Origin of the sequence: Pseudomonas syringae group sp. J309-1, assembly GCF_032582135.1 — a bacterium.
GTDB lineage: Bacteria > Pseudomonadota > Gammaproteobacteria > Pseudomonadales > Pseudomonadaceae > Aquipseudomonas > Aquipseudomonas quasicaspiana.
Window position 1 is genome coordinate 25,426 of the sequence record NZ_JAWHNU010000054.1, and the last position, 21,445, is coordinate 46,870.

The 21,445-nt window shown below is 58.2% G+C and carries 21 protein-coding genes; 2 read left to right on the forward strand and 19 right to left on the reverse strand.

Features of this window, described 5'->3' with window-relative positions:
* Positions 1 to 2 precede the first annotated feature (2 nt).
* From ccmE to ccmA, 5 genes are all read right to left on the reverse strand, one after another.
* Positions 3 to 467: a cytochrome c maturation protein CcmE gene (ccmE, locus tag RX972_RS23270; protein ID WP_027898027.1), complete on the reverse strand. Its 465-nt coding sequence runs from the start codon at positions 465 to 467 to the stop codon at positions 3 to 5.
* On the reverse strand, positions 464 to 640 hold the full coding sequence (gene ccmD / locus RX972_RS23275) for a heme exporter protein CcmD (RefSeq protein ID WP_027898026.1): 177 nt from the start codon (positions 638 to 640) through the stop codon (positions 464 to 466). Before ccmD ends, ccmE begins: the two co-directional genes overlap by 4 nt.
* Complete coding sequence (locus RX972_RS23280; protein WP_027898025.1) at positions 637 to 1,434, reverse strand: heme ABC transporter permease; 798 nt, start codon at positions 1,432 to 1,434, stop codon at positions 637 to 639. Before RX972_RS23280 ends, ccmD begins: the two co-directional genes overlap by 4 nt.
* A gap of 84 nt (positions 1,435 to 1,518) precedes the next feature.
* The gene (ccmB, locus tag RX972_RS23285; RefSeq protein WP_122394921.1) at positions 1,519 to 2,190 is read right to left on the reverse strand and encodes a heme exporter protein CcmB; all 672 of its coding nucleotides are present in this window, start codon (positions 2,188 to 2,190) and stop codon (positions 1,519 to 1,521) included.
* On the reverse strand, positions 2,187 to 2,828 hold the full coding sequence (ccmA, locus tag RX972_RS23290) for a cytochrome c biogenesis heme-transporting ATPase CcmA (RefSeq protein WP_316878862.1): 642 nt from the start codon (positions 2,826 to 2,828) through the stop codon (positions 2,187 to 2,189). The genes ccmB and ccmA overlap by 4 nt, the downstream gene beginning before the upstream one ends.
* Positions 2,829 to 3,020: 192 nt before the next feature.
* On the opposite strand from ccmA, the gene RX972_RS23295 reads away from it, so the two are divergent.
* Complete coding sequence (locus RX972_RS23295) at positions 3,021 to 4,658, forward strand: flagellar hook-length control protein FliK (RefSeq protein WP_316878864.1); 1,638 nt, start codon at positions 3,021 to 3,023, stop codon at positions 4,656 to 4,658.
* Positions 4,658 to 4,981: an EscU/YscU/HrcU family type III secretion system export apparatus switch protein gene (locus RX972_RS23300; protein WP_027898021.1), complete on the forward strand. Its 324-nt coding sequence runs from the start codon at positions 4,658 to 4,660 to the stop codon at positions 4,979 to 4,981. Before RX972_RS23295 ends, RX972_RS23300 begins: the two co-directional genes overlap by 1 nt.
* Before the next feature lie 1,288 nt (positions 4,982 to 6,269).
* Here RX972_RS23300 and RX972_RS23305 read toward each other — a convergent pair.
* From RX972_RS23305 to flhA, 14 genes are all read right to left on the reverse strand, one after another.
* Complete coding sequence (locus tag RX972_RS23305) at positions 6,270 to 6,668, reverse strand: DUF2802 domain-containing protein (RefSeq protein WP_099267343.1); 399 nt, start codon at positions 6,666 to 6,668, stop codon at positions 6,270 to 6,272.
* The gene (locus tag RX972_RS23310; RefSeq protein ID WP_027898780.1) at positions 6,669 to 7,148 is read right to left on the reverse strand and encodes a chemotaxis protein CheW; all 480 of its coding nucleotides are present in this window, start codon (positions 7,146 to 7,148) and stop codon (positions 6,669 to 6,671) included. It lies immediately after the preceding gene.
* Positions 7,149 to 7,205: 57 nt separating this feature from the next.
* Positions 7,206 to 8,108, reverse strand: coding sequence for a CheW domain-containing protein (locus tag RX972_RS23315; RefSeq protein ID WP_316878869.1), 903 nt, complete (start codon positions 8,106 to 8,108; stop codon positions 7,206 to 7,208).
* Positions 8,109 to 8,222: 114 nt separating this feature from the next.
* The gene (locus RX972_RS23320) at positions 8,223 to 9,011 is read right to left on the reverse strand and encodes a ParA family protein (RefSeq protein ID WP_027898778.1); all 789 of its coding nucleotides are present in this window, start codon (positions 9,009 to 9,011) and stop codon (positions 8,223 to 8,225) included.
* Between the two features lie 45 nt (positions 9,012 to 9,056).
* The gene (gene motD, locus RX972_RS23325; RefSeq protein WP_027898777.1) at positions 9,057 to 9,944 is read right to left on the reverse strand and encodes a flagellar motor protein MotD; all 888 of its coding nucleotides are present in this window, start codon (positions 9,942 to 9,944) and stop codon (positions 9,057 to 9,059) included.
* Between the two features lie 6 nt (positions 9,945 to 9,950).
* Positions 9,951 to 10,691 (reverse strand): flagellar motor protein, encoded by a 741-nt coding sequence (locus RX972_RS23330; protein ID WP_099267345.1) that lies wholly within the window; start codon positions 10,689 to 10,691, stop codon positions 9,951 to 9,953.
* Entirely contained in the window at positions 10,691 to 11,890 is a 1,200-nt protein-coding gene (cheB, locus tag RX972_RS23335) for a chemotaxis-specific protein-glutamate methyltransferase CheB (protein ID WP_316878875.1), read from the reverse strand. The genes RX972_RS23330 and cheB overlap by 1 nt, the downstream gene beginning before the upstream one ends.
* A gap of 239 nt (positions 11,891 to 12,129) precedes the next feature.
* Positions 12,130 to 14,415, reverse strand: a complete 2,286-nt coding sequence (locus RX972_RS23340) for a chemotaxis protein CheA (protein ID WP_316878877.1) — start codon at positions 14,413 to 14,415, stop codon at positions 12,130 to 12,132.
* 38 nt (positions 14,416 to 14,453) lie between these two features.
* Positions 14,454 to 15,242 carry a protein phosphatase CheZ gene (locus tag RX972_RS23345; RefSeq protein ID WP_027898773.1) on the reverse strand — a complete coding sequence of 263 codons (789 nt, stop codon included), beginning with the start codon at positions 15,240 to 15,242 and terminating at the stop codon, positions 14,454 to 14,456.
* Positions 15,243 to 15,261: 19 nt separating this feature from the next.
* Complete coding sequence (locus tag RX972_RS23350) at positions 15,262 to 15,636, reverse strand: chemotaxis response regulator CheY (protein WP_176469940.1); 375 nt, start codon at positions 15,634 to 15,636, stop codon at positions 15,262 to 15,264.
* A 289-nt stretch (positions 15,637 to 15,925) separates the two neighbouring features.
* Positions 15,926 to 16,666 carry an RNA polymerase sigma factor FliA gene (gene fliA, locus RX972_RS23355; RefSeq protein WP_027898771.1) on the reverse strand — a complete coding sequence of 247 codons (741 nt, stop codon included), beginning with the start codon at positions 16,664 to 16,666 and terminating at the stop codon, positions 15,926 to 15,928.
* On the reverse strand, positions 16,663 to 17,496 hold the full coding sequence (gene fleN, locus RX972_RS23360) for a flagellar synthesis regulator FleN (RefSeq protein WP_027898770.1): 834 nt from the start codon (positions 17,494 to 17,496) through the stop codon (positions 16,663 to 16,665). Before fleN ends, fliA begins: the two co-directional genes overlap by 4 nt.
* A gap of 114 nt (positions 17,497 to 17,610) precedes the next feature.
* The gene (gene flhF / locus RX972_RS23365) at positions 17,611 to 18,939 is read right to left on the reverse strand and encodes a flagellar biosynthesis protein FlhF (RefSeq protein WP_316878884.1); all 1,329 of its coding nucleotides are present in this window, start codon (positions 18,937 to 18,939) and stop codon (positions 17,611 to 17,613) included.
* A gap of 11 nt (positions 18,940 to 18,950) precedes the next feature.
* A complete protein-coding gene (gene flhA, locus RX972_RS23370; RefSeq protein ID WP_316878886.1) occupies positions 18,951 to 21,080 on the reverse strand; it encodes a flagellar biosynthesis protein FlhA in 2,130 nt (709 codons plus the stop codon).
* Positions 21,081 to 21,445: the final 365 nt, after the last annotated feature.

Consider the following 21,445-nt stretch of genomic DNA (forward strand, 5'->3'; position numbering starts at 1 on the left):
GATCAGCCCTGCTTCGATGGTGTTGAAGAAATCGGGGCGGGTTGACCGCTTTCCTTGAGCGCCTTGGTGACTTCCGGTGGCATGTACTTTTCATCGTGCTTGGCCAGCACTTCATCGGCGACGACCACGCCATCTGCGCCGAGCTTGCCAAGGGCGACAATGCCCTGCCCTTCGCGGAAGAGGTCCGGCAGGATGCCACGGTAGGTAATGGTTACGGCCTTGTTGAAATCGGTGACGATGAATTTCACGTCCAGCGAGTCCGGAGAGCGCTGCAAGGAGCCTTTTTCCACCATGCCGCCCGCACGAATCCGCGTATCCAGCGGCGCTTCGCCATTGGCAATCTGGGTCGGGGTGTAGAACAGGTTGATGTTTTCTTTCAAGGCGCTCAAGGCCAGTGTCACGGCGATGCTGACACCGGCGAGGATCGCCACGATGATCAACAGGCGCTTTTTACGCAGCGGATTCACTTCTGTTTCTCCCAGCGCAGGCGACGCGCCTCTTGTTGCAGGTAACGCCGACGTGCCAGCAACGGCAACGCCACATTGATCGCCAGCACCACAAAACAGATGCCATAGGCCGACCAGACGAACAGACCATGATGACCCATGGCCAGAAATTCGCCGAATGAATCAAATTTCATGGTGCCTCTCCCTTCACCGGCGGCTGCCCCAGGGATTTGAGCACTTCGGCCTTGACCCAACTGGCCCGGGCTTCACGCTTGAGCACCTCAAGGCGCATGCGCAGCAAAACGATCGCGCCGAAGAAGCAATAGAAACCCAGTACCGTAAACAGCAGCGGCAGCCACATTTCCGCAGGCATCGCCGGTTTTTCGGTGAGGCTGAATGTGGCGCCCTGATGAAGGGTGTTCCACCACTCCACCGAGTATTTGATGATCGGAATATTGATCACCCCGACAATGGCCAGCACTGCACAGGCCTTGGCGGCGCTGTCGCGGTTGCTGATGGCGTTGCTGAGGGCGATCAGGCCCAGATAAAGGAACAGCAAAATCAGCATCGAGGTAAGGCGCGCATCCCAGACCCACCACGAGCCCCAGGTGGGCTTGCCCCAGATAGCCCCGCTGATCAGCGCTAACGCCGTCATCCAGGCACCGATGGGCGCAGCACTTTGCAGCGCGACGTCGGCGAGTTTCATTTTCCACACCAGCCCGACCACGCCGCAGACCGCCAGCATCACGTAGCAGGACTGGGCGAGCATGGCGGCCGGAACATGGATATAGATGATGCGAAAGCTGTTGCCCTGCTGGTAATCCGGCGGCGCGAAGGCCAGGCCCCAGACGACGCCGATGCCGATCAGCAACACCGCGGCGATACTCAGCCAGGGCAGCAGACGCCCACTGATGCCGTAGAACCATTTAGGGGAACCGAGCTTGTGGAACCACGCCCAGCTCAACCCGCGTTTAGCGTTGTCTTTCATCACGCTGCCTTTCATCAAACTGCCTTCTCACGGTGTCGCTCGGGCTTGCTGCTGACTAAAAAAGCCATTCAGGCAGAACCTCATTTATTCGCCGACGCTGATCTTCAGGCCAGCCGCTATTGCAAAGGGGGTCAGGGTAACCGCAAGCGCGGTCAGGCTGCCGAGCCAGAGCAGGTAACCCGTCGCAGGCATACCTTGCAGTGCCGCTTGCAGCGCGCCACTTCCCAGAATCAGGACCGGGATATACAACGGCAGAATCAACAGGGCCAGTAACAAACCGCCTCGCTTCAGCCCCACCGTCAACGCCGCGCCGACGGCACCGAGCAGACTCAATACCGGCGTCCCCAACAGCAATGACAGTAACAACACCGGCAGGCACTGAGTGGGCAAACCCAGCATCAGTGCCAGCAGCGGCGCCAACAATACCAGTGCCAGCCCGGAAAAGGTCCAATGAGCCAGCACTTTGGCCAGCACCAGCATCGCCAGAGAGTGCGAGGAAAGCACCCATTGCTCCAGAGAGCCGTCCTCGAAATCGCTACGGAACAGGCCGTCCAGCGAGAGCAGCACCGATAACAGAGCCGCTACCCAGACTAATCCCGGCGACAAGGTTTGCAACAGTTGCGTCTCCGGACCGACCGCTAGCGGGAACAACGCAATGACAATCGCAAAGAACACCAACGGGTTGGCCAACTCGGCGGGACGCCTGAACAACAAGCGTGCCTCGCGTGCGATCAACAGGGTAAACACATGACTCATACGGCCCATTGCCCCAGATCAATATCGCGATAACCGGCCGGTGTACGGCTCAAGGTGTGGTGAGTGGTCAACACAATCATGCCGCCCCGCTCGCAGTGCCCGGCCAGATGTTCCTCCAGTTGCGCGACGCCTTGCTTGTCCAGCGCCGTGAAAGGTTCGTCTAGGATCCAGACCGGCGGACTGTCCAGATACAAGCGCGCCAGCGCGACCCGTCGCTGCTGCCCGGCCGACAAGGTGTGACACGGGACGTCTTCGAACCCTGCAAGACCGACGGCTTGGAGAGCCTGCCAGATAGCCGCTGATTCAACCGGACGATGTAGCGCACTCAGCCAGACAAGGTTTTCCACCGGGGTCAGCAAATCCTTGATGCCCGCCGCATGGCCGATCCAGAGCAGATTACGGGCCAGCTGGATTCGTTGTTCGCTCAACGGCAAGCCGTTGACCAGCACCTGGCCCGCAGTCGGCTGCATGAGTCCGCAGAGCAGGCGCAAAAGACTGGTCTTGCCGCTGCCATTAGGACCACTGATCTGCAGCATGTCGCCAGCGTTTACGTGCACGTCGAGGTGCTCGAAAAGCATTCGCCAGTCGCGCTCGCACGCCAGATCAATGGCTTGCAGAAAAGGTACAGAAGGAGTCATCAGATGTCCCGGTGCCGCATAGTCGCATCAGAACACAGCGCGGAAAATGCGGTCTGAGGAAATGGCTGTTCAAGTCAGCTTTGAAACGGCCGTTACATTGGCAACTTCATTTGTATCGGTGGCTGCCACAGCGGGCCGCATTATACATGGCATGTCCGCCACAAGAGGGCATTTTCAACAGGTCGCTATTCCATGACAGGTGACATCACCAGCCTTCAACCGACTACCGCCGCTGCCGCTCTGGGCCGCGCAGGCCTCTCCCCGGCGCAAGTGCTTCAACTCCTCCAGCCGATGGAAAACCTTATAAAGCCGGGCGAGACTGTCGCTGCCGAGGTGATCACCCTCAAGCAACTGCAACAGAATTTTCAGTTACTGATCAAGATCGCGTTGGGTAATGGTCTACAGACCAGCGTCAGTGTAACCAGCCCCCTGCCCCTCACGCCGGGCACTACGCTCTCAATCTCGCAAGCGTCCCCCAATGCGCTGACCATGACCTTGCAACAGGTCAACACTGCATTGAATAACCTGCAGACCAGCATCGACACTGAAAAGTTACCGCAAGGCACATTGCTGCAGGCGCGGGTGCTGACGACTCAGGTCGTGGCTGATGCCGTGAATCAACTGACCGGCTTGGGGACGGCGCAACCTGGTACACAATCCGCCGCACAGCCAGCCCTGTATAAATCCATTGTGGTTCTGCTTAATACGGCCTTGGCGGGCACCAGCCTGAGCATCGAAAGCCCTCAGCCGTTGCGCCCCGGCTCATTGCTGAGCGCCCAGGTGCTGGGCAGCCAGTCGCTAAATTTCGTGCCGCTGCCCAGCAACCTTGATCAATTGGCGGTGACCCAGCAACTCACCAATCAGCAAAACCGTCAGGGTTCGCTGGACGTGCTGATCAATGCGCTGCGCAACCTTCAACCCCCTCCTTCTACATCGTCTGCGCCCTCAACACCGTTGCAAGCGAGCATTCAGCAGTTGCTGGCAGACTTGCCGGACATGGAGCAAATGAGCAATCCCCGCGTCGTCGCCCAGGCGATCAATGCCAGCGGCCTGTTCATGGAGGCAAAGCTGCTCTCGGGAATGAACCCGACGGCGATGCCAGACATGAAGGCCAACCTGATGCAACTCATCGCGCAGTTGCTGCCCGGTTTGCCCGCCAACACCAGCTATGACGCGGCTGCCGCCTCCAACATGCTGGCGCGAACCATGCCCGGTGTATTGCGTAGCGCGCTGGGCACCATGGGACTGGTCGCGCCACCGCCATTGCCAGTCCATTTCCCGCTGCCCTCGCGAGCGATCAAGAGCGGCAAAGAGGATGACCTGGAGATTCTGCTGAAACTCGCTGCCGCAGCCGTTTCACGCGTGCAGAGTCATCAGTTGGGTAGCCTGGAGCAGACCCGGACCAACGCTGACGGTACTCAAGTGACCGCTTGGCAACTGGAAATCCCGATGCGCAACGGCCAGGACATCGTGCCGATGCAGGTCAAGATACAGCGCGAAGACATGCCGGAAAAAGACAGCAATCAGGAGAAGGACGACAGCGAGCCGAAGGACGTACGGGAGAAACTCTGGAAGATCGACCTGGCCTTCGATCTGACGCCCCTTGGCGCACTTCAGGTTCAGGCGCAATTGCACCGTGGCAAGTTGTCGAGCCAGCTGTGGGCCGAACGCGCTGACAGTGCTGCCCTGATCAGCAATGAACTCGGGTATTTGCGCGAGCGGTTGATCGCCTCCGGCCTTGAAGTCGGTGAGTTGGCTTGCAGTCAGGGCGTACCCCATCAGGGTCCGCGCACTACCCTTCAACAACGCTGGATCGACGAGAACGCCTGATGAGCAAACCCGACCAAAACCCGCGCCAGGCGATCGCGCTGACTTACGACGGTACGCACACGCCGACCTTGAGCGCCAAAGGTGACGATCAGTTAGCCGAAGCTATTCTGGCCATTGCCCGGGAATATGAGGTGCCTATTTATGAGAATGCCGAGCTGGTCAAGTTACTGGCGCGTATGGAGCTGGGCGACAGCATTCCAGAGCCGCTGTATCGGACCATTGCGGAGATCATTGCTTTTGCATGGCATTTGAAGGGCAAGTTTCCGGTGGGTCAGGATCCGGATGCACCGCCGGTGGAGCGGGATATTACGCCTAAGTGGTGAAGCTACTTTTGTGTACATATCCGTTGCTGGGTTATGGCGGATATTGGTTGCGCCCTTACGGCGCGTCACTTTCGAAGATCCGGAAGCCGGCCCAGACGAAAGTAACCAAAGCGCTCTTGCCCCACCACTTGGCACCTCGCTGTCGCTCGGTGTACCCGCCCGCACATCCTGAACCGTGGGCCGCCGCAATGGGCCATCCATGGCCCGGTGCGGCTAAACCGGCATCCTTGCCGGTTTAGCCACACTTCAGAATCTGCGTTCGGCCAGCGTGATTAACGGGGCGCCTCAGATCAAAATCAACAGCGCGGCGGCCTGATAGCCGACCTGATGTGTGAACTTACCGACACTCTGTAGGAGCTGCCGAAGGCTGCGATTCGGTGTGTCATACGAAGAATGCGTTGGCTGTCGGGACGTCTCGCGAACAAGTTCGCTCCTACCCAGGCTGTGTGAAAACCTCCCGAGCCAATTAGCTGGCTAAAAAACGCTCAAAAAAACGCGCTCCTACGTGAGTTTGAGGTCTGTGACCCACACAAACTTTTAAAGATTTCACGTGAGCGCGCGCAGTTTGCTTTTGCCTGAGGGTTTTCACACGGTCTGTACCGTTCCGCGGTGGTAACCAAAAGGCTCTTGCCCCATCACTCGGCACCTCGCTGTCGCTCGGTGTACCCGCCCGCAGATCCTGAATCGTGGGCCGCCGCAATGGGCCATCCATGGCCCAATGCGGCTAACCCGGCGTCCTGCCGGGTTGCCCACGCTTCAGAATCTGCGTTCGGCCAGCGTGATTTAACGGGGCGCCTCAGATCAAAATCAACAGCGCGGCGGCCTGATAGCCGACCTGATGCGTGAACTTACCGATATTCGGTAGGAGCTGCCGAAGGCTGCGATTCGGTGTGTCATACGAAGAATGCGTTGGCTGTCGGGACGTCTCGCGAACAAGTTCGCTCCTACCGTTCCGCGGTGAAACCGCTGCTTTTGATCTTGATCTGAGGCGCCCCGTTAAACCACGCCGGCCGGAATTCGATATTGCTGCGTGGGGCAAACCGGCAGGGATGCCGGTTTAGCCGCCTCAGGCCATGGATGGCCGGTGGCGGCGGCCCCACGCAGCAATGTCGGATTACGGGCATGCCGAGCGACAGCGAGGCACCCAGTGGTGGGGCAAGAGCGTTTTGCTTACTTTTGTCTGGGCCGGCTTCCGGATTTCAAAAGTGAGGCGCTGTAAAAGCGCAACCAATATCCGCCATCACCCCAGAAACGGATATGTCCCCACAAGGTGGAGGAACGTCCGCTATCACCCCTGATTATGACTATGCAGCTTGCTCATCAACTGAGCCTCTGCCTGAGTCAAACCACAGGCCTGAGTGAGTTCATCGACGCTGGCGCCCATGCCGACCAGGCGTGCGGCCTGGGCGAAAGAAAGAGTTGATGGGTCGCGCTGCTCCAATGCGGTGAGTTTGTCGGGCAAAGGCCCGACAGTCGCCCGCAGCTCGTGCAAGGCCTCACCCATCTTGACGGTACCGCTCTGGAAATGGTCCACCCGCCTGGCCAGCTCCCGAAAGCGCTGATCACGTAAAACGTCCAACTCTTCCCTTTTCAGTTCGAGCTGGCGCTGACGCTTGGTGTAAGTGATAAACCAACCCAGGGTCACTACCCAGAGAATCCCCAGGAAAATGACAGCTACCTCAATCAATCAGATGTTCTCCAGCTCAGACCACTCTTCTTCGGACATCATCTTGTCCAGCTCGACAAGGATCAACAGCTCGCCGTTCTTGTTGCAGACGCCCTGAATGAACTTGGCGGATTCGTCGTTACCCACGTTTGGTGCAGTTTCCACCTCAGACTGACGCAGGTAAACCACTTCGGCAACGCTGTCGACCAGAATACCGACCACTTGCTTGTCGGCTTCGATGATCACGATACGGGTGTTGTCGCTGACTTCAACCGGGTCCAGACCAAAACGCTGACGCGTGTCGATCACGGTCACGACGTTACCGCGCAGGTTGATGATACCCAGTACGTAGCTTGGAGCGCCCGGTACGGGAGCGATCTCGGTGTAGCGCAGCACTTCCTGAACCTGCATCACGTTGATGCCGTAAGACTCGTTATCCAGGCGGAAAGTAACCCACTGCAGAATAGGATCTTCGGAACCTTGTGCGGACGACTTCTTCATAACCCCAACCCCTCGCGTGTGTGCTGTGCAGGAGGCGTGCTGTACGCCCCCTCTTGATTATTTGGTTTTGTGCATCTGCTTGACCGCGCCACTGGCTATCAACTCGGCCAACTCTGAAACATCCAGCAAGGCGCACATGTGCTCTATCACTGTGCCCGCCAACCAGGGACGTTGCCCTCGCTGGGTACGCCATTTGATCTCCTTTGGGTCAAGGCGTAGCGAGCGACTGACCTGATGCACCGCCAACCCCCACTCGTAGCCTTGAACCGAAATTACGTACTGCAAGCCCTGGCGAAAATCATCGCGATAGCGATCCGGCATGATCCAGCGCGCGGTATCCAGGACTTTCAGATTACCGCTCTGGCTCGGCAGGATTCCGAGGAACCATTCCGGCTGACCAAACAGCGGCGTCAAATCATGTCCGGCCAAGGGATAAATCGAACCCAGGCAAACCAACGGTACTGCCAGCGTCAAACCGGCCACATCAAACAGCAGGCATTCGAACGGCTCTTCTGCCCATGCAGGTCGGCCGTCGCTGGTAGGCGGCGGCGTGGGTGTGCCATGGGCGGTTGCGAGATGTACTTCGGCAACCGGCTCGATCAACTCAACCTCTTGCACCGGAACCACTTCCGCGACTTCCGGCACCACTTCAACTTCAACCCGCGCCACTACTGGAGTCGCAACCGGCACGACCACTGGCGCAGCGACTGCAACCGGCACAGCGACAGGCGCAGGTGCGGCAACGGCCACCGCTATCGGTGTCGCCAGCGCCTGCATGCGCTTGTCATGTTCCTGCTCCTCACGCACCGCTGCTTCGAAATCATCCTCAGCCGAGAACTGCGGTTCGGCTGGCAATACTTCGGGCAAATCTTCGGTGGCGTCCTGAAGCAGCGCATCCAGATAAGACTGCAGCGCCAACTGCGGTCGTGTTGCTATCTCTACAGGCCGATTCAGGTTCATACAGGTGCCACACAATGATTGACGCGTTTACCGCTTGAAAGAGTTATCGGCCAATGTAAGCCCCGACTTGAATGGATCTGTGTGCCCGCTGCAAATAAAGATGACATGCTCATGTCAGGCCACCTGCGCCATGAGTTGTTCGGACAGCAAATGCTTGAGCAGTGCCCGATAAGCCAGCACCGCGCGACTTTTGTTATCAAACTGCGAAGGCGTCACGCCCTTGCGACTGGCGTCTCGTAAACGGGTATCCACCGGCACATAGGCTTTCCAGACGTGCTCGGGAAAACTGTCGCGCAGGAATTTAAGGGTGCCCATGGAGGCCTGGGTACGTCGGTCGAATAAGGTCGGCACGATGGTGTACGGCAATGGGACCTTGCGCGAACGGTTGATCATCGCCAGCGTGTTCACCATGCGCTCCAGACCTTTGACGGCGAGAAACTCGGTCTGCACCGGGATCACCAGTTGCTGACTGGCCGCCAATGCATTGACCATCAGCACGCCCAGCAACGGAGGGCTGTCGATTAACGCGTAATCGAATTCCTGCCAAAGCTGCGCCAGGCTTTTGGCGATGACCAGGCCCAGGCCATTCTGGCCGGGTGACTGGCGCTCGAGCGTTGCCAGCGCAGTGCTCGACGGCAACAACGAAATACGTTGATCGCTGGTGGGTAACAGCAACTGGCCTGGCAGGCCGTCCGGAATGCTGCCCTTGTTCAAAAACAGGTCATAGACACTGTGTTCAAGGGTGTCCGGGTCGTGACCGAAATAACTGGTCATCGAGCCATGGGGATCCAGATCGACCACGACCACGCGCTTGCCCGCCTCGGCCAACAGCCCGGCTAACGCGATGGTGGAGGTGGTTTTACCAACGCCACCTTTTTGATTGGCTACTGCCCAGACTCTCATGTGTGCTCTTCCTCCCGCCATGGCGGTGGCCATACCGAGAAACGACTATCGTACGGGTGACGAAGAATTGACGGTATTGCTGCGCACCGCCGGGTTGACAGGCGCAGGTGCAGTTTGTGTGCCAGCACGGCGCAATGCAGCATCCGGTTGCGCATTGGCTGAACCGGAAGCGGTCAGGCTGCGACGCACATCAAGATTACGGGAGATCACCAGCACCACCCGGCGATTGCGGCCACGCCCTTCCGCCGTAGCGTTGGAAGCCACAGGCTGAAACTCGCCATACCCAACGGAAGCCATGCGGGCCGGGTTAAGCCCTTCCATCGCCAGCATGCGCACGATGCTCGACGAGCGCGCCGAAGACAGCTCCCAGTTGGTCGGGAACTGGGAAGTGCTGATCGGCTGATCATCGGTAAAGCCCTCGACATGAACCGGGTTGTCGAACGGCTTGAGAATCTTCGCGACTTTTTCAATGATCGTGAACGCCTTGTCACTGGGGATGGCGTCCCCGCTGCCGAACAGCAGGCCGGAACTGAGCTCGATTTCGATCCACAGTTCGTTGCCACGCACCGTCATCTGATTGGACTTGATCAGGTCACCGAAACCATCACGCACTTCATCGGCAATTTCCTTGAGCGGGTCGGTCACGTTCTGGCCAATGCCCGCATCGACTTGCTCACTGTCCTTGACCAACGGCTCGGCCGGCTTGACCGATAAAGGACGCTGCTCGCCAATGGGAATCGGCTTCATGCTGCGCTCGGGTTCGTTGAACACGCCCACCAGCGCTTCGGAAAGGATTTTGTACTTGCCTTCGTTGACCGAAGAAATCGAGTACATCACGACAAAGAAGGCAAACAGCAGCGTGATGAAGTCCGCGTAGGACACCAGCCAGCGCTCGTGATTTTCGTGCTCTTCGGGTCGACGACGTCGAGCCATGGCGTATTACTCCATGAAGCCTTGCAGCTTGAGTTCAATGGAGCGCGGGTTTTCACCCTCGGCAATGGACAGCAGACCTTCGAGAAGCATTTCGCGATAGCGCGACTGACGCAGGGCGATGCTCTTGAGCTTGTTGGCAACCGGCAACAGGATCAGGTTGGCCGAGGCCACGCCATAAATAGTGGCTACGAAAGCCACGGCAATACCGCTGCCCAACTGGCTCGGATCAGCGAGATTGCCCATGACGTGGATCAGGCCCATGACGGCGCCGATGATGCCGATGGTAGGCGCATAGCCGCCCATGCTTTCAAAGACTTTGGCGGCCTGGATATCACGATGCTCCTGGGTCATGAAATCCACTTCCAGGATGCTGCGAATCGCTTGCGGCTCAGCACCATCGACTAACAACTGCAGGCCTTTGCGGGCATAGCTGTCAGGCTCGGCATCGGCCACCGACTCAAGGCCGAGCAAGCCTTCCTTGCGGGCAGTCATGCTCCAGTTGATGACCCGGTCGACACCACTCGCCAGGTCAATGCGTGGCGGGAAGAGAATCCAGACAGCAATCTGAATGGCACGCTTGAACGCGCTCATGGGTGCCTGCAGCATCGACGCCGCCAGCGTACCGCCAATCACGATCAAGGCCGCTGGACCATTGAGCAAGGCGGACAGATGCCCACCTTCCAGATAGTTACCGCCGACAATTGCAACGAACGCGAGGATGATGCCGATCAGACTCAAAACATCCATCAGACACACGCCTCCACGAGGTGCCGGCCGATATCGTCCAGACTGTAAATCGCGTCAGCCAGATCAGCTTTGACGATCGCCATTGGCATGCCGTAGATCACGCAGCTCGCTTCATCCTGAGCCCAGACGTGGCTACCGCCCTGCTTGAGCAGACGCGCACCTTCGCGGCCGTCTGCGCCCATGCCGGTCAGCACTACCGCCAATACCTTGTCACCGTAGGATTTGGCCGCCGAACCGAACGTAATGTCTACGCATGGCTTGTAATTCAAACGCTCGTCGCCCGGCAGGATCTTCACCGAACCACGGCCGTCAATCATCATTTGCTTGCCGCCTGGCGCCAGCAGCGCAAGGCCTGGACGCAGAATGTCGCCATCCTCCGCTTCCTTGACGCTGATCTTGCACAGCTTGTCCAGACGCTCGGCGAAGGCCTTGGTAAACGCTGCGGGCATGTGCTGAATCAACACGATCGGCGCAGGAAAACTGGCAGGCAGCTGGGTCAGTACGCGTTGCAAGGCAACCGGGCCGCCCGTCGAGGTGCCGATAGCGACCAGCTTGTAGTTCTTGCGTTTCGGTGTCCCTGACAACGGCGGGTGCGAGCTGCTTGCCGCCGGAGCTGGCGCGGCTGTTGCACGCGGGGTTATCGGCCGCGCTGGAGCCGGAGTCGGACTCGCAGTTCTGCTGCTGACCGGAGTCGCAGCCGGCGCATGGGCCGGGCTGTGAATCGGTGCATGAGACGACGCATGAGCCGGAGGTGAGACGGGAGCTGCTACGGGCGCAGCAGAACCGCTCAAGCCGCGGCGATTACTGCGCGAAATGCTGTGGACTTTTTCGCACAGCAGTTGCTTGACCTTCTGCGGGTTACGCGAAATGTCTTCGAAATTCTTGGGCAGGAAATCCACCGCACCGGCGTCCAGTGCATCCAGCGTAACGCGGGCACCTTCGTGAGTCAGCGAGGAGAACATCAGCACCGGGGTTGGACTGCGCTGCATGATCTGGCGAACGGCGGTAATGCCGTCCATCATGGGCATTTCGTAGTCCATGGTAATCACGTCAGGCTTGAGCGACAGCACCAGATCAATCGCTTCCTTGCCGTTGCTCGCAGTACCGACAACCTTGATGTTTGGGTCTGAAGAAAGAATTTCCGTGACGCGGCGGCGGAAGAAACCGGAGTCATCCACCACCAATACCTTGACTACCATAAACACTCCATTACAGGCTGCACGGAAACGACTGCGCTGTGCGACATGCCTTTGAAGCGCGATTCGGGCGATGACAACAAATCGACCGAACGCATCCCAAAGGGCCACGAGACGCATACGCTCTATTGCCAGCTACGCACGCGACTCGACGTTGTTGTTATTGCCTTCTCGTGCATTCGCAGCGTTTCGACACAACCTGACCAGGCGCCACAGGCAGTTACCTGCCGGTGGCACCAGAATCAAATACGCCGTGCGGCGTACCGCTTGAGCATACTCGGCACATCGAGAATCAAGGCAATGCGACCGTCACCGGTGATGGTGGCGCCTGACATGCCAGGCGTTCCCTGCAGCATTTTGCCCAGAGGCTTGATGACCACTTCTTCCTGGCCGACCAGCTGATCGACAACGAAGCCGATCCGCTGAGTGCCCACGGAAAGAATCACCACATGCCCTTCATGCTGCTCTTCGTGGACGGCCGAACTGACCAGCCAGCGCTTGAGGTAGAACAGCGGCAGCGCCTTGTCACGCACGATCACGACTTCCTGACCATCGACGACGTTGGTGGTCGACAGGTCCAGGTGGAAGATCTCGTTGACGTTGACCAGCGGGAAAGCGAAGGCCTGGTTGCCCAGCATCACCATCAGGGTCGGCATGATCGCCAGGGTCAACGGCACCTTGATGACGATCTTCGAGCCCTGGCCCTTGGTCGAGTAGATGTTGATCGTACCGTTGAGCTGGGCAATCTTGGTTTTCACCACATCCATGCCCACACCACGACCCGACACGTCGGAGATCTCGGTTTTGGTCGAGAAGCCCGGTGCGAAGATCAGGTTGTAGCAGTCGGTATCGCTCAGACGATCTGCAGCATCCTTGTCCATCACGCCACGCTTGACCGCAATCGCGCGCAGGACGTTAGGGTCCATGCCCTTGCCGTCATCGGAGATCGACAACAGGATGTGATCGCCTTCCTGCTCGGCCGAGAGAATGACGCGACCGCCACGAGGCTTGCCGGATGCTTCACGCTCTTCCGGTGTTTCCACACCGTGGTCAACCGCGTTACGCACCAAGTGGACCAGTGGATCGGCAAGCGCCTCGACGAGGTTCTTGTCCAGATCGGTTTCTTCACCCACCAGCTCAAGGTTGATTTCTTTCTTGAGCTGACGAGCCAGGTCGCGAACGAGTCGCGGGAAGCGACCGAAGACTTTCTTGATCGGCTGCATCCGGGTCTTCATCACCGCGGTCTGCAAGTCGGCCGTTACCACATCCAGGTTGGAAACCGCCTTGGACATGGCTTCGTCGCCGCTATTAAGACCGAGGCGAACCAGACGGTTACGCACCAGCACCAGTTCGCCGACCATGTTCATGATCTCGTCCAGGCGCGCGGTATCGACCCGCACGGTGGTTTCCGCTTCTGAAGCGACCGGCTTTTCAGCAGGTGGCGCAGCCGGTTTGGCAGGCGCGGGAGCAGGCGTCGCGGCCTTGGCGGGCGCTGGTGCAGCAGCCGGTTTGGCTGCAGCAGCCGGAGCAGGCTTGGCCGCTGGCGTCGCGGCTTTGGCAGGTGCTGCAACGGCGGCCGCAGGCGCAGCAGTCGCGACGGCTGTTGCTGCTATTTCCGGCTCGAACTTGCCCTTGCCGTGCAGCTCATCGAGCAAGGCCTCAAATTCGTTGTCGGTGATTTCGTTGTTCTTGCCAGCCGATGCAGCCCCGGCAGCAGCAGGCGCTGACGCAACTGCGGCAGCGGCTGGAGACGCCACTGCGGTGGCATCGAACGAACCTTTGCCGTGCAACTGATCAAGCAGCGCTTCGAATTCATCGTCGGTGATATCACCGCTTTGAGCCTTGCCAGCCGGTGCTGCAGCGACCGGAGCGGCAACAGGTGCCGCGTCAGGCGCAAACTGACCTTTGCCATGCAACTGGTCGAGCAGCGATTCGAATTCCGAGTCGGTGATTTCGTCAGTTGCGGCTCCGCCCGTAGCAGCCGGTGCGGCAACAACCTGTGGTTGCTCCTTGGCGGCATTGAGCGAATCAAGCAGGTTTTCGAATTCGGTATCGGTGATCTCGTCGGAAGCCGCTTCAGCGACAGCTTCGACAGGTGCCTCCTCCACGACTTCAGCAGCGGGCGCTTCGTCAGCAGACGCAGGCTCTGCCAGACGCGCCAGGGCAGCCAGCAATTCCGGTGTTGCCGGAGTCACTTCACTGCGCTCACGCACCTGGCTGAACATCGCGTTGACCGCATCCAGCGCTTCAAGGACCACGTCCATCAGTTCCGAGTCTACGCGACGCTCACCCTTTCGCAGGATGTCGAAGACGTTCTCGGCGATGTGGCAGCACTCCACCAGCTCATGGAGCTGGAGGAAGCCGGCGCCCCCTTTTACAGTGTGAAAACCGCGAAAAATTGCATTGAGCAGATCTGCGTCATCCGGTCGGCTTTCCAGCTCGACCAACTGTTCAGACAACTGCTCGAGAATTTCGCCGGCCTCTACCAGAAAATCCTGAAGGATCTCTTCATCGGCGCCGAAGCTCATTGGGGTGCTCCCTAAAATTAACCGTCAACAGACCAGACTTAGAAGCCCAGGCTCGATAGCAGATCGTCTACATCGTCCTGTCCGGACACAACGTCTTCCCGTTTATCGGCATGAATCTGCGGACCTTCACCCTGTTTGATATGTTTTTCTGGATCTTTTTCTGCGCGGATGGATTCGTCGTCATGTTCGATGCCCGCAAAGCGGTCCACATGACTGGCCATGAGCACCAATTTGAGCAGATTGCTCTCGACTTCAGTGACCAACTGCGTGACGCGCTTGATCACCTGACCGGTGAGGTCCTGGAAGTCCTGAGCCAGCAGAATGTCGTTGAGGTGGGAGGAAACCTGATGGGTATCCTTTTCAGTGCGCGTCAAGAAACCATCGACACGACGCGCCAGCTCACGAAACTCATCAGCGCTGACCTCACGGCGCATGAAACGCCCCCAATCCGCACTCAAGGCCTTGGCCTCGTCGTTCAGACTGTGCATCAGCGGGGTGCTTTCTTCGACCAGGTCCATGGTGCGGTTGGCCGCGTTTTCCGTGAGCCTGACGACATACGACAGGCGCTCGGTGGCATCCGTGATCTGGGACACCTCTTCGGCTTGCGGCATGTTCGGGTCAATCTGGAAGTTGACGATCGCGCTGTGCAACTCGCGCGTCAGCTTGCCGATTTCTTGATACAGGCCACGATCCCGAGCCTGGTTGAGCTCATGGATCAGTTGCACGGCGTCGCCGAAACGGCCTTTTTCAAGGCTCGCCACCAGCTCGGTTGCGTGTTTTTTCAGGGTCGATTCAAACTCGCCCATTGACGTTTCGTTGTTCTCCATAAAGCCCTCGCGGCATACATCAGCTATTTACGCGCTCAAAGATCTTGTCGATCTTTTCTTTCAGCGCCTGAGCCGTGAATGGCTTGACGACATAACCGTTGACGCCGGCCTGAGCCGCTTCAATGATTTGGTCGCGCTTGGCTTCTGCGGTCACCATCAACACCGGAAGGTGCTTGAGGCGCTCATCGGCACGCACTTTACGCAGCAGGTCGATACCAGTCATGCCAGGCATGTTCCAGTCCGTTACCAGAAAGTCAAAGGAACCACTTTCCAGCATCGGCAACGCGGTAAGCCCGTCATCGGCTTCGGACGTGTTGGTAAAGCCCAGATCACGCAGCAGGTTTTTAATGATCCGCCGCATCGTTGAGAAGTCATCAACGATGAGGATTTTCATGTTCTTGTCCAATTCGACCTCCAAGCAGTCTTTGACGCGTTCAGCACCTGAACGCGCTGTTCAATCAATACCGGCACAGCTCACATCGGCTGCACGTAAACGACGGGCTTGGCAAATCAACAACTATGGAAACCGCACAGCAAATCCACGGACTGCATGAAAGCTATTGCTTTTAACAGTCCGTGGCGCGAATGCCTGTACGGCTCCAGCCTTGTCCACTGTCCCACGTAACGCTTTGCACAGCCTGCTCACACGAGACACACAATCACCAGGGATTGCGTACCACCTGTCAACGCGCTCGCCACTCTCCCAAACGCCCTCGTAAACGAGCTGCGCACTGGCTGTGTAACTGGCTGACTCGAGATTCGCTGACCCCCAGGACCTCACCGATTTCCTTGAGGTTCAGCTCCTCGTCATAGTACAGCGCCAAAACCAGACGTTCACGCTCCGGCAAGTTGGCAATTGCATCTGCCAACGCAGCCTGGAAACGTTCATCTTCCAGGTCGCGCGACGGCTCAAGCGAACCGCTTGCGCCATCCTCATGCAGTCCTTCATGTTCGCCGTCCTGCAAGAGGTCGTCGAAACTGAAGAGGCGACTGCCCAAGGTATCGTTCAAAATCCCGTAATAATCATCGAGACTCAATTGGAGTTCGGCCGCAACCTCGTGATCTTTAGCGTCACGGCCGGTTTTTGCTTCAATTGAGCGAATTGCGTCACTCACCATGCGCGTATTGCGGTGAACCGAGCGAGGAGCCCAGTCTCCCTTGCGCACTTCATCGAGCATCGCACCCCGGATTCGAATCCCGGCATACGTCTCGAAACTGGCACCCTTGGTGCAATCGTACTTTGTGGAAACTTCCAGCAAGCCGATCATCCCCGCCTGAATCAAGTCTTCGACCTGAACACTGGCAGGCAGGCGCGCCAATAAATGGTAAGCAATGCGCTTGACCAGCGGAGCATACCGCTCGATCAACTCATATTGCGAGTTTCGGGACGCTTTGCTGTACATCTGATAGCCGCTCGCGGTCATTGAACAGGCCCTGCACTTGTCTGGTAAACCAGTCGCTCAACGAAGAACTCAAGATGTCCACGTGGGTTGGCAGGCAGAGGCCAGGTATCGACTTTCTGCGCAATGGCCTTGAATGCCAGCGAACATTTAGAGCGTGGGAAAGCTTCGTATACGGCGCGTTGTTTCTGGACGGCCTTACGCACACATTCGTCGTAAGGCACTGCACCGACATACTGCAAAGCGACGTCCAGGAAGCGGTCGGTCACCTTGGTCAACTTGGCGAACAGGTTGCGCCCTTCCTGCGGGCTCTGGGCCATGTTGGCCAGGACCCGGAAACGGTTCATGCCGTAATCGCGATTGAGCAACTTGATCAGGGCGTAGGCGTCAGTGATGGAAGTGGGCTCATCGCACACCACCAGCAAGACTTCCTGAGCAGCCCGGACAAAGCTGACCACCGACTCGCCGATACCGGCGGCCGTGTCGATGACCAGCACGTCAAGATTGTCGCCAATGTCACTAAATGCCTGGATCAGGCCGGCGTGCTGCGCCGGGCTCAGATGAACCATGCTCTGCGTGCCGGAGGCAGCAGGCACGATCCGGATCCCGCCCGGGCCTTGCAACAAAACGTCGCGCAGCTCACAACGACCCTCCATCACATCGGCGAGGGTGCGTTTAGGCGTCAGCCCCAGAAGGACATCGACATTCGCCAGGCCAAGGTCGGCGTCCAGCAACATGACGCGCCGGCCGAGCTCGGCCAAGGCCAGTGAAAGATTCACTGACACGTTAGTCTTACCGACGCCACCTTTGCCGCCGGTCACCGCGATCACCTGTACGGGATGCATGCTGCCCATTTAATTCTTTACCTTGTCTTGCGTAGACCGAAGCCAGATTGCAGGCGACACGCTCAATGAAGAGCAATGCCAGGCAGACCACCGATGCAGGTAACTCTCAATAGTTCGCTTCACTTAACCGACCCGTTTGTTGGGGTTGTGGTAAAGGTCGGCGAACATATCCGCCATGGCCTCTTCGCTTGGCTCTTCTTGCATCTGCACGTTGACCGCGCGTGTCACCAATTGGTGGCGGCGTGGAATGTGAAGATCGTCAGGAATTCTAGGCCCATCAGTGAGATAGGCAACAGGCAGCTCATGACTGATCGCAAGGCTGAGCACTTCACCCAGGCTGGCGGTTTCGTCCAGCTTGGTCAGGATGCATCCGGCCAGACCACAGCGTTTGTAGCTGTGATATGCAGCAGTCAGCACCTGTTTCTGGCTGGTGGTTGCCAGGACCAGATAATTACGGGATTTGATACCGCGCCCTGCCAGACTTTCCAGCTGCATGCGCAACGCCGGATCACTGGCTTGCAGGCCCGCGGTATCGATCAACACGACGCGCTTGCGCAACAGCGGATCAAGCGCTTGCGCCAGCGACTGGCCAGGATCGACGTGAGTCACCGGTACGTTGAGGATACGGCCCAATGTCTTGAGCTGCTCCTGAGCGCCGATACGGAAACTGTCCATGCTGACCAGAGCGATATTCTGTGCGCCGTACTTGAGTACGTAGCGCGCTGCCAGCTTGGCCAGCGTGGTGGTCTTGCCCATGCCAGCCGGGCCGACCATGGCAATCACACCGCCCTCTTCAAGCGGCTCGACGCCCGGCACTTCAATCATGCGCGCCAGGTGGGCCAGCAACATGCGCCAGGCCTGACGTGGCTCGTCGATATCCGGGATCATTTCCAGCAGGTCGCGGGACAACGGGCCAGACAAGCCGACACGTTGCAGACGGCGCCACAGGTTGGCCTGGGCCGGACGACTGCCCTGCAACTGATTCCACGCCAGGGAGCCGAGCTGGACCTCCAGCAGCTCACGCAGGCCATTCAATTCGAAACGCATCGAGTCGTAACCGCGCTGACCACCAGCAGGTGCCGCCGGAGCAGCCTGCGGCTGTGCGGAGGGACGTGGCGGCTCTTCCAGCGTCGGCTCGATGTGGGTGTCAGCGGTGCTCAATGGCAAACCGGCAAACAACTGGCGATTGGTCGCGCCGTCGCTGTCGCTGCGGTTGTTCAGTTCTGCCTGGGCCGAGACGATGCGCGACTGGGTTTTGCGCAACTCGTCCTCGAGCTCGATATTAGGCACACGAGGTGCGAGCGCGGACAGTTTGTAATCCAGAGCGGCAGTCAGCTCGACGCCACCGGCAATGCGCCGGTTACCGATGATGGCCGCTTCTGCGCCCAGCTCATCACGAACCAGTTTCATGGCTTGACGCATATCGGCGGCGAAAAATCGCTTAACTTGCATGACTCACTACCTCAGCCGTTAGGCCCGACAGTCGCTACGATGGTTACTTGCTTGTTGTCAGGAATTTCCTGATACGCCAACACGTGCATATTTGGTACAGCCAACCGTCCAAACCGCGACAGCATGGCCCGAACCGGGCCTGCTACCAGCAGAATCACTGGTAAGCCTTGCATCTCTTGACGCTGGGCGGCGTCGATCAGCGAACGCTGAAGTTTTTCCGCCATGCTTGGTTCAAGGAGAACGCCTTCTTCCTGACCCTGACCAGCCTTCTGAAGACTATTGAGCAATATCTGTTCCAACCTTGGCTCCAGCGTGATAACTGGTAGCTCCGGCTCAATGCCTACAATGCTTTGGACGATTGCGCGGCTCAATCCGACCCGGACTGCAGCCACCAGCGCGGCGGTATCTTGACTCCGTTGAGCGTTGTTGGCGATGGCTTCGGCAATGGTGCGGATGTCCCGCACAGGAACCTGCTCGGACAGCAGCGCCTGCAACACTTTGAGCAGGGCAGACAACGACAGAATGCCTGGAACCAGCTCTTCAGCCAGCTTGGGCGAGCTTTTAGCCAGCAATTGCATCAGTTGCTGCACTTCCTCATGACCAATCAGCTCATGAGAGTGCTTGTAGAGAATCTGGTTGAGGTGAGTCGCGACCACCGTACTGGCGTCAACCACGGTATAACCGAGAGACTGAGCCTGGCTGCGCTGGCTGATTTCGATCCAGACGGCTTCCAGGCCAAACGCCGGGTCCTTGGCGGTAATACCATTGAGCGAACCGAACACCTGACCCGGGTTGATGGCCAGCTCGCGGTCCGGATAAATCTCCGCCTCAGCCAGCGTGACCCCCATCAGCGTCAAACGATAGGCGCTGGGAGCCAGATCCAGGTTGTCGCGAATGTGTACGGTCGGCATCAGGAAGCCCAGCTCTTGAGAGAGCTTCTTGCGCACGCCCTTGATCCGCGCCAGCAGTTGACCACCCTGATTACGGTCTACCAGTGGAATGAGGCGATAGCCCACTTCCAGACCGATCATGTCGATGGGGGTTACATCATCCCAGCCCAGCTCTTTGGAATCCTGAATGCGCGTCGGCGAAGGCAGCATTTCCTGCTGACGCTTGACCTCTTCCAACGCGACGACCTTGACCTGATTCTCTTTCTTCCACAGCAGGTAGCCGATGCCGCAAGCGACAAGGCCCAGACTGATGAAGGAAAAGTGCGGCATGCCTGGCACAAGGCCCATCACGATCATGATCGCGCCAGACACACCCAGCGCTTTCCATGAAGTGAACATCTGGCGGTTGATCATCTTGCCCATTTCTTCCGAACCGGAAGCACGGGTCACCATGATCGCTGCGGCGGTGGACAAAAGCAGTGATGGCAATTGCGCCACCAAACCGTCACCGATGGTCAGCAAGGTGTAGATCTTGCCGGCTTCGGAGAAAGTCATGTTGTGTTGCAGCATACCCACGAGCATGCCGCCAATCAGGTTGATGAAGAGAATCAACAAGCCGGCAATGGCGTCACCACGAACGAACTTGCTGGCACCGTCCATGGAACCGTAGAACTCGGCTTCCTGAGCGACTTCAAGACGGCGACGCTTGGCTTCAGGCTGATCGATCAGACCGGCGTTCAGGTCGGCGTCGATTGCCATTTGCTTACCGGGCATGGCGTCCAGGGTGAAACGCGCGCTCACCTCGGAGATCCGTCCGGCACCTTTGGTGATTACCACGAAGTTGATGATCATCAGGATGGCGAATACCACGATACCGACGACGTAGTTACCGCCGATGACCACTTCACCAAACGCTTGAATCACTTTACCGGCAGCGGCGTGACCGTCCTGACCGTGAAGCATGACTACACGTGTGGAGGCGACGTTGAGCGCCAGCCTCAATAAGGTGGCGACCAGGAGGATGGTCGGGAATACCGAGAAGTCGAGTGGACGCAGTGCGTACACACAGACTAGGAGAACCACGATGGACAGCGCGATGTTGAACGTGAAGAACACGTCCAGCAGGAACGGCGGGATGGGCAACATCATCATTGCCATCATGACCAACAGCAGCAACGGAACGCCCAGCTGGCCGCGGCCGAGGCCTGCCAGATTGCTACGTGCGCTACTGATTAACTGAGAGCGTTCCACCGATTATTCACCTGCGCGCTAAATCAAAACTTTGACGCCGATGGCGACCTGATATGACCTATTGCAAGAAGCTTTCCAACTGTGGAATCGGTGATGAAATAGCGGGTGGGGTCTGTAAGAAAGTGTGAGATTTTTTGGAACGGGTACTGATTTTTGTGTACATATCCGTTGTTGCGTTAATGGCTGATATTGGTTGCGCTTTTACAGCGCGTCACTTTTGAAATCCGGAAGCCGGCCCAGACAAAAGTAAGCAAAACGCTCTTGCCCCACCACTCGGTCCCTCGCTGGCGCTCGGCATACCCGTAATCCGACCTTGCTGCGTGGGGCCGCCGCCACCGGCCATCCATGGCCTGAGGCGGCTAAAC

What these genes read in the sequence shown, in the direction of transcription:
- ccmD (WP_027898026.1), bottom strand. Translation starts at nt 640, where the DNA reads ATGAAATTTGATTCATTCGGCGAATTTCTGGCCATGGGTCATCATGGT.
- RX972_RS23280 (WP_027898025.1), bottom strand. Translation starts at nt 1,434, where the DNA reads ATGAAAGACAACGCTAAACGCGGGTTGAGCTGGGCGTGGTTCCACAAG.
- ccmB (WP_122394921.1), bottom strand. Translation starts at nt 2,190, where the DNA reads ATGAGTCATGTGTTTACCCTGTTGATCGCACGCGAGGCACGCTTGTTG.
- ccmA (WP_316878862.1), bottom strand. Translation starts at nt 2,828, where the DNA reads ATGACTCCTTCTGTACCTTTTCTGCAAGCCATTGATCTGGCGTGCGAG.
- RX972_RS23295 (WP_316878864.1), top strand. Translation starts at nt 3,021, where the DNA reads ATGACAGGTGACATCACCAGCCTTCAACCGACTACCGCCGCTGCCGCT.
- RX972_RS23300 (WP_027898021.1), top strand. Translation starts at nt 4,658, where the DNA reads ATGAGCAAACCCGACCAAAACCCGCGCCAGGCGATCGCGCTGACTTAC.
- RX972_RS23310 (WP_027898780.1), bottom strand. Translation starts at nt 7,148, where the DNA reads ATGAAGAAGTCGTCCGCACAAGGTTCCGAAGATCCTATTCTGCAGTGG.
- RX972_RS23315 (WP_316878869.1), bottom strand. Translation starts at nt 8,108, where the DNA reads ATGAACCTGAATCGGCCTGTAGAGATAGCAACACGACCGCAGTTGGCG.
- RX972_RS23320 (WP_027898778.1), bottom strand. Translation starts at nt 9,011, where the DNA reads ATGAGAGTCTGGGCAGTAGCCAATCAAAAAGGTGGCGTTGGTAAAACC.
- motD (WP_027898777.1), bottom strand. Translation starts at nt 9,944, where the DNA reads ATGGCTCGACGTCGTCGACCCGAAGAGCACGAAAATCACGAGCGCTGG.
- RX972_RS23330 (WP_099267345.1), bottom strand. Translation starts at nt 10,691, where the DNA reads ATGGATGTTTTGAGTCTGATCGGCATCATCCTCGCGTTCGTTGCAATT.
- cheB (WP_316878875.1), bottom strand. Translation starts at nt 11,890, where the DNA reads ATGGTAGTCAAGGTATTGGTGGTGGATGACTCCGGTTTCTTCCGCCGC.
- RX972_RS23340 (WP_316878877.1), bottom strand. Translation starts at nt 14,415, where the DNA reads ATGAGCTTCGGCGCCGATGAAGAGATCCTTCAGGATTTTCTGGTAGAG.
- RX972_RS23345 (WP_027898773.1), bottom strand. Translation starts at nt 15,242, where the DNA reads ATGGAGAACAACGAAACGTCAATGGGCGAGTTTGAATCGACCCTGAAA.
- RX972_RS23350 (WP_176469940.1), bottom strand. Translation starts at nt 15,636, where the DNA reads ATGAAAATCCTCATCGTTGATGACTTCTCAACGATGCGGCGGATCATT.
- fliA (WP_027898771.1), bottom strand. Translation starts at nt 16,666, where the DNA reads ATGACCGCGAGCGGCTATCAGATGTACAGCAAAGCGTCCCGAAACTCG.
- fleN (WP_027898770.1), bottom strand. Translation starts at nt 17,496, where the DNA reads ATGGGCAGCATGCATCCCGTACAGGTGATCGCGGTGACCGGCGGCAAA.
- flhF (WP_316878884.1), bottom strand. Translation starts at nt 18,939, where the DNA reads ATGCAAGTTAAGCGATTTTTCGCCGCCGATATGCGTCAAGCCATGAAA.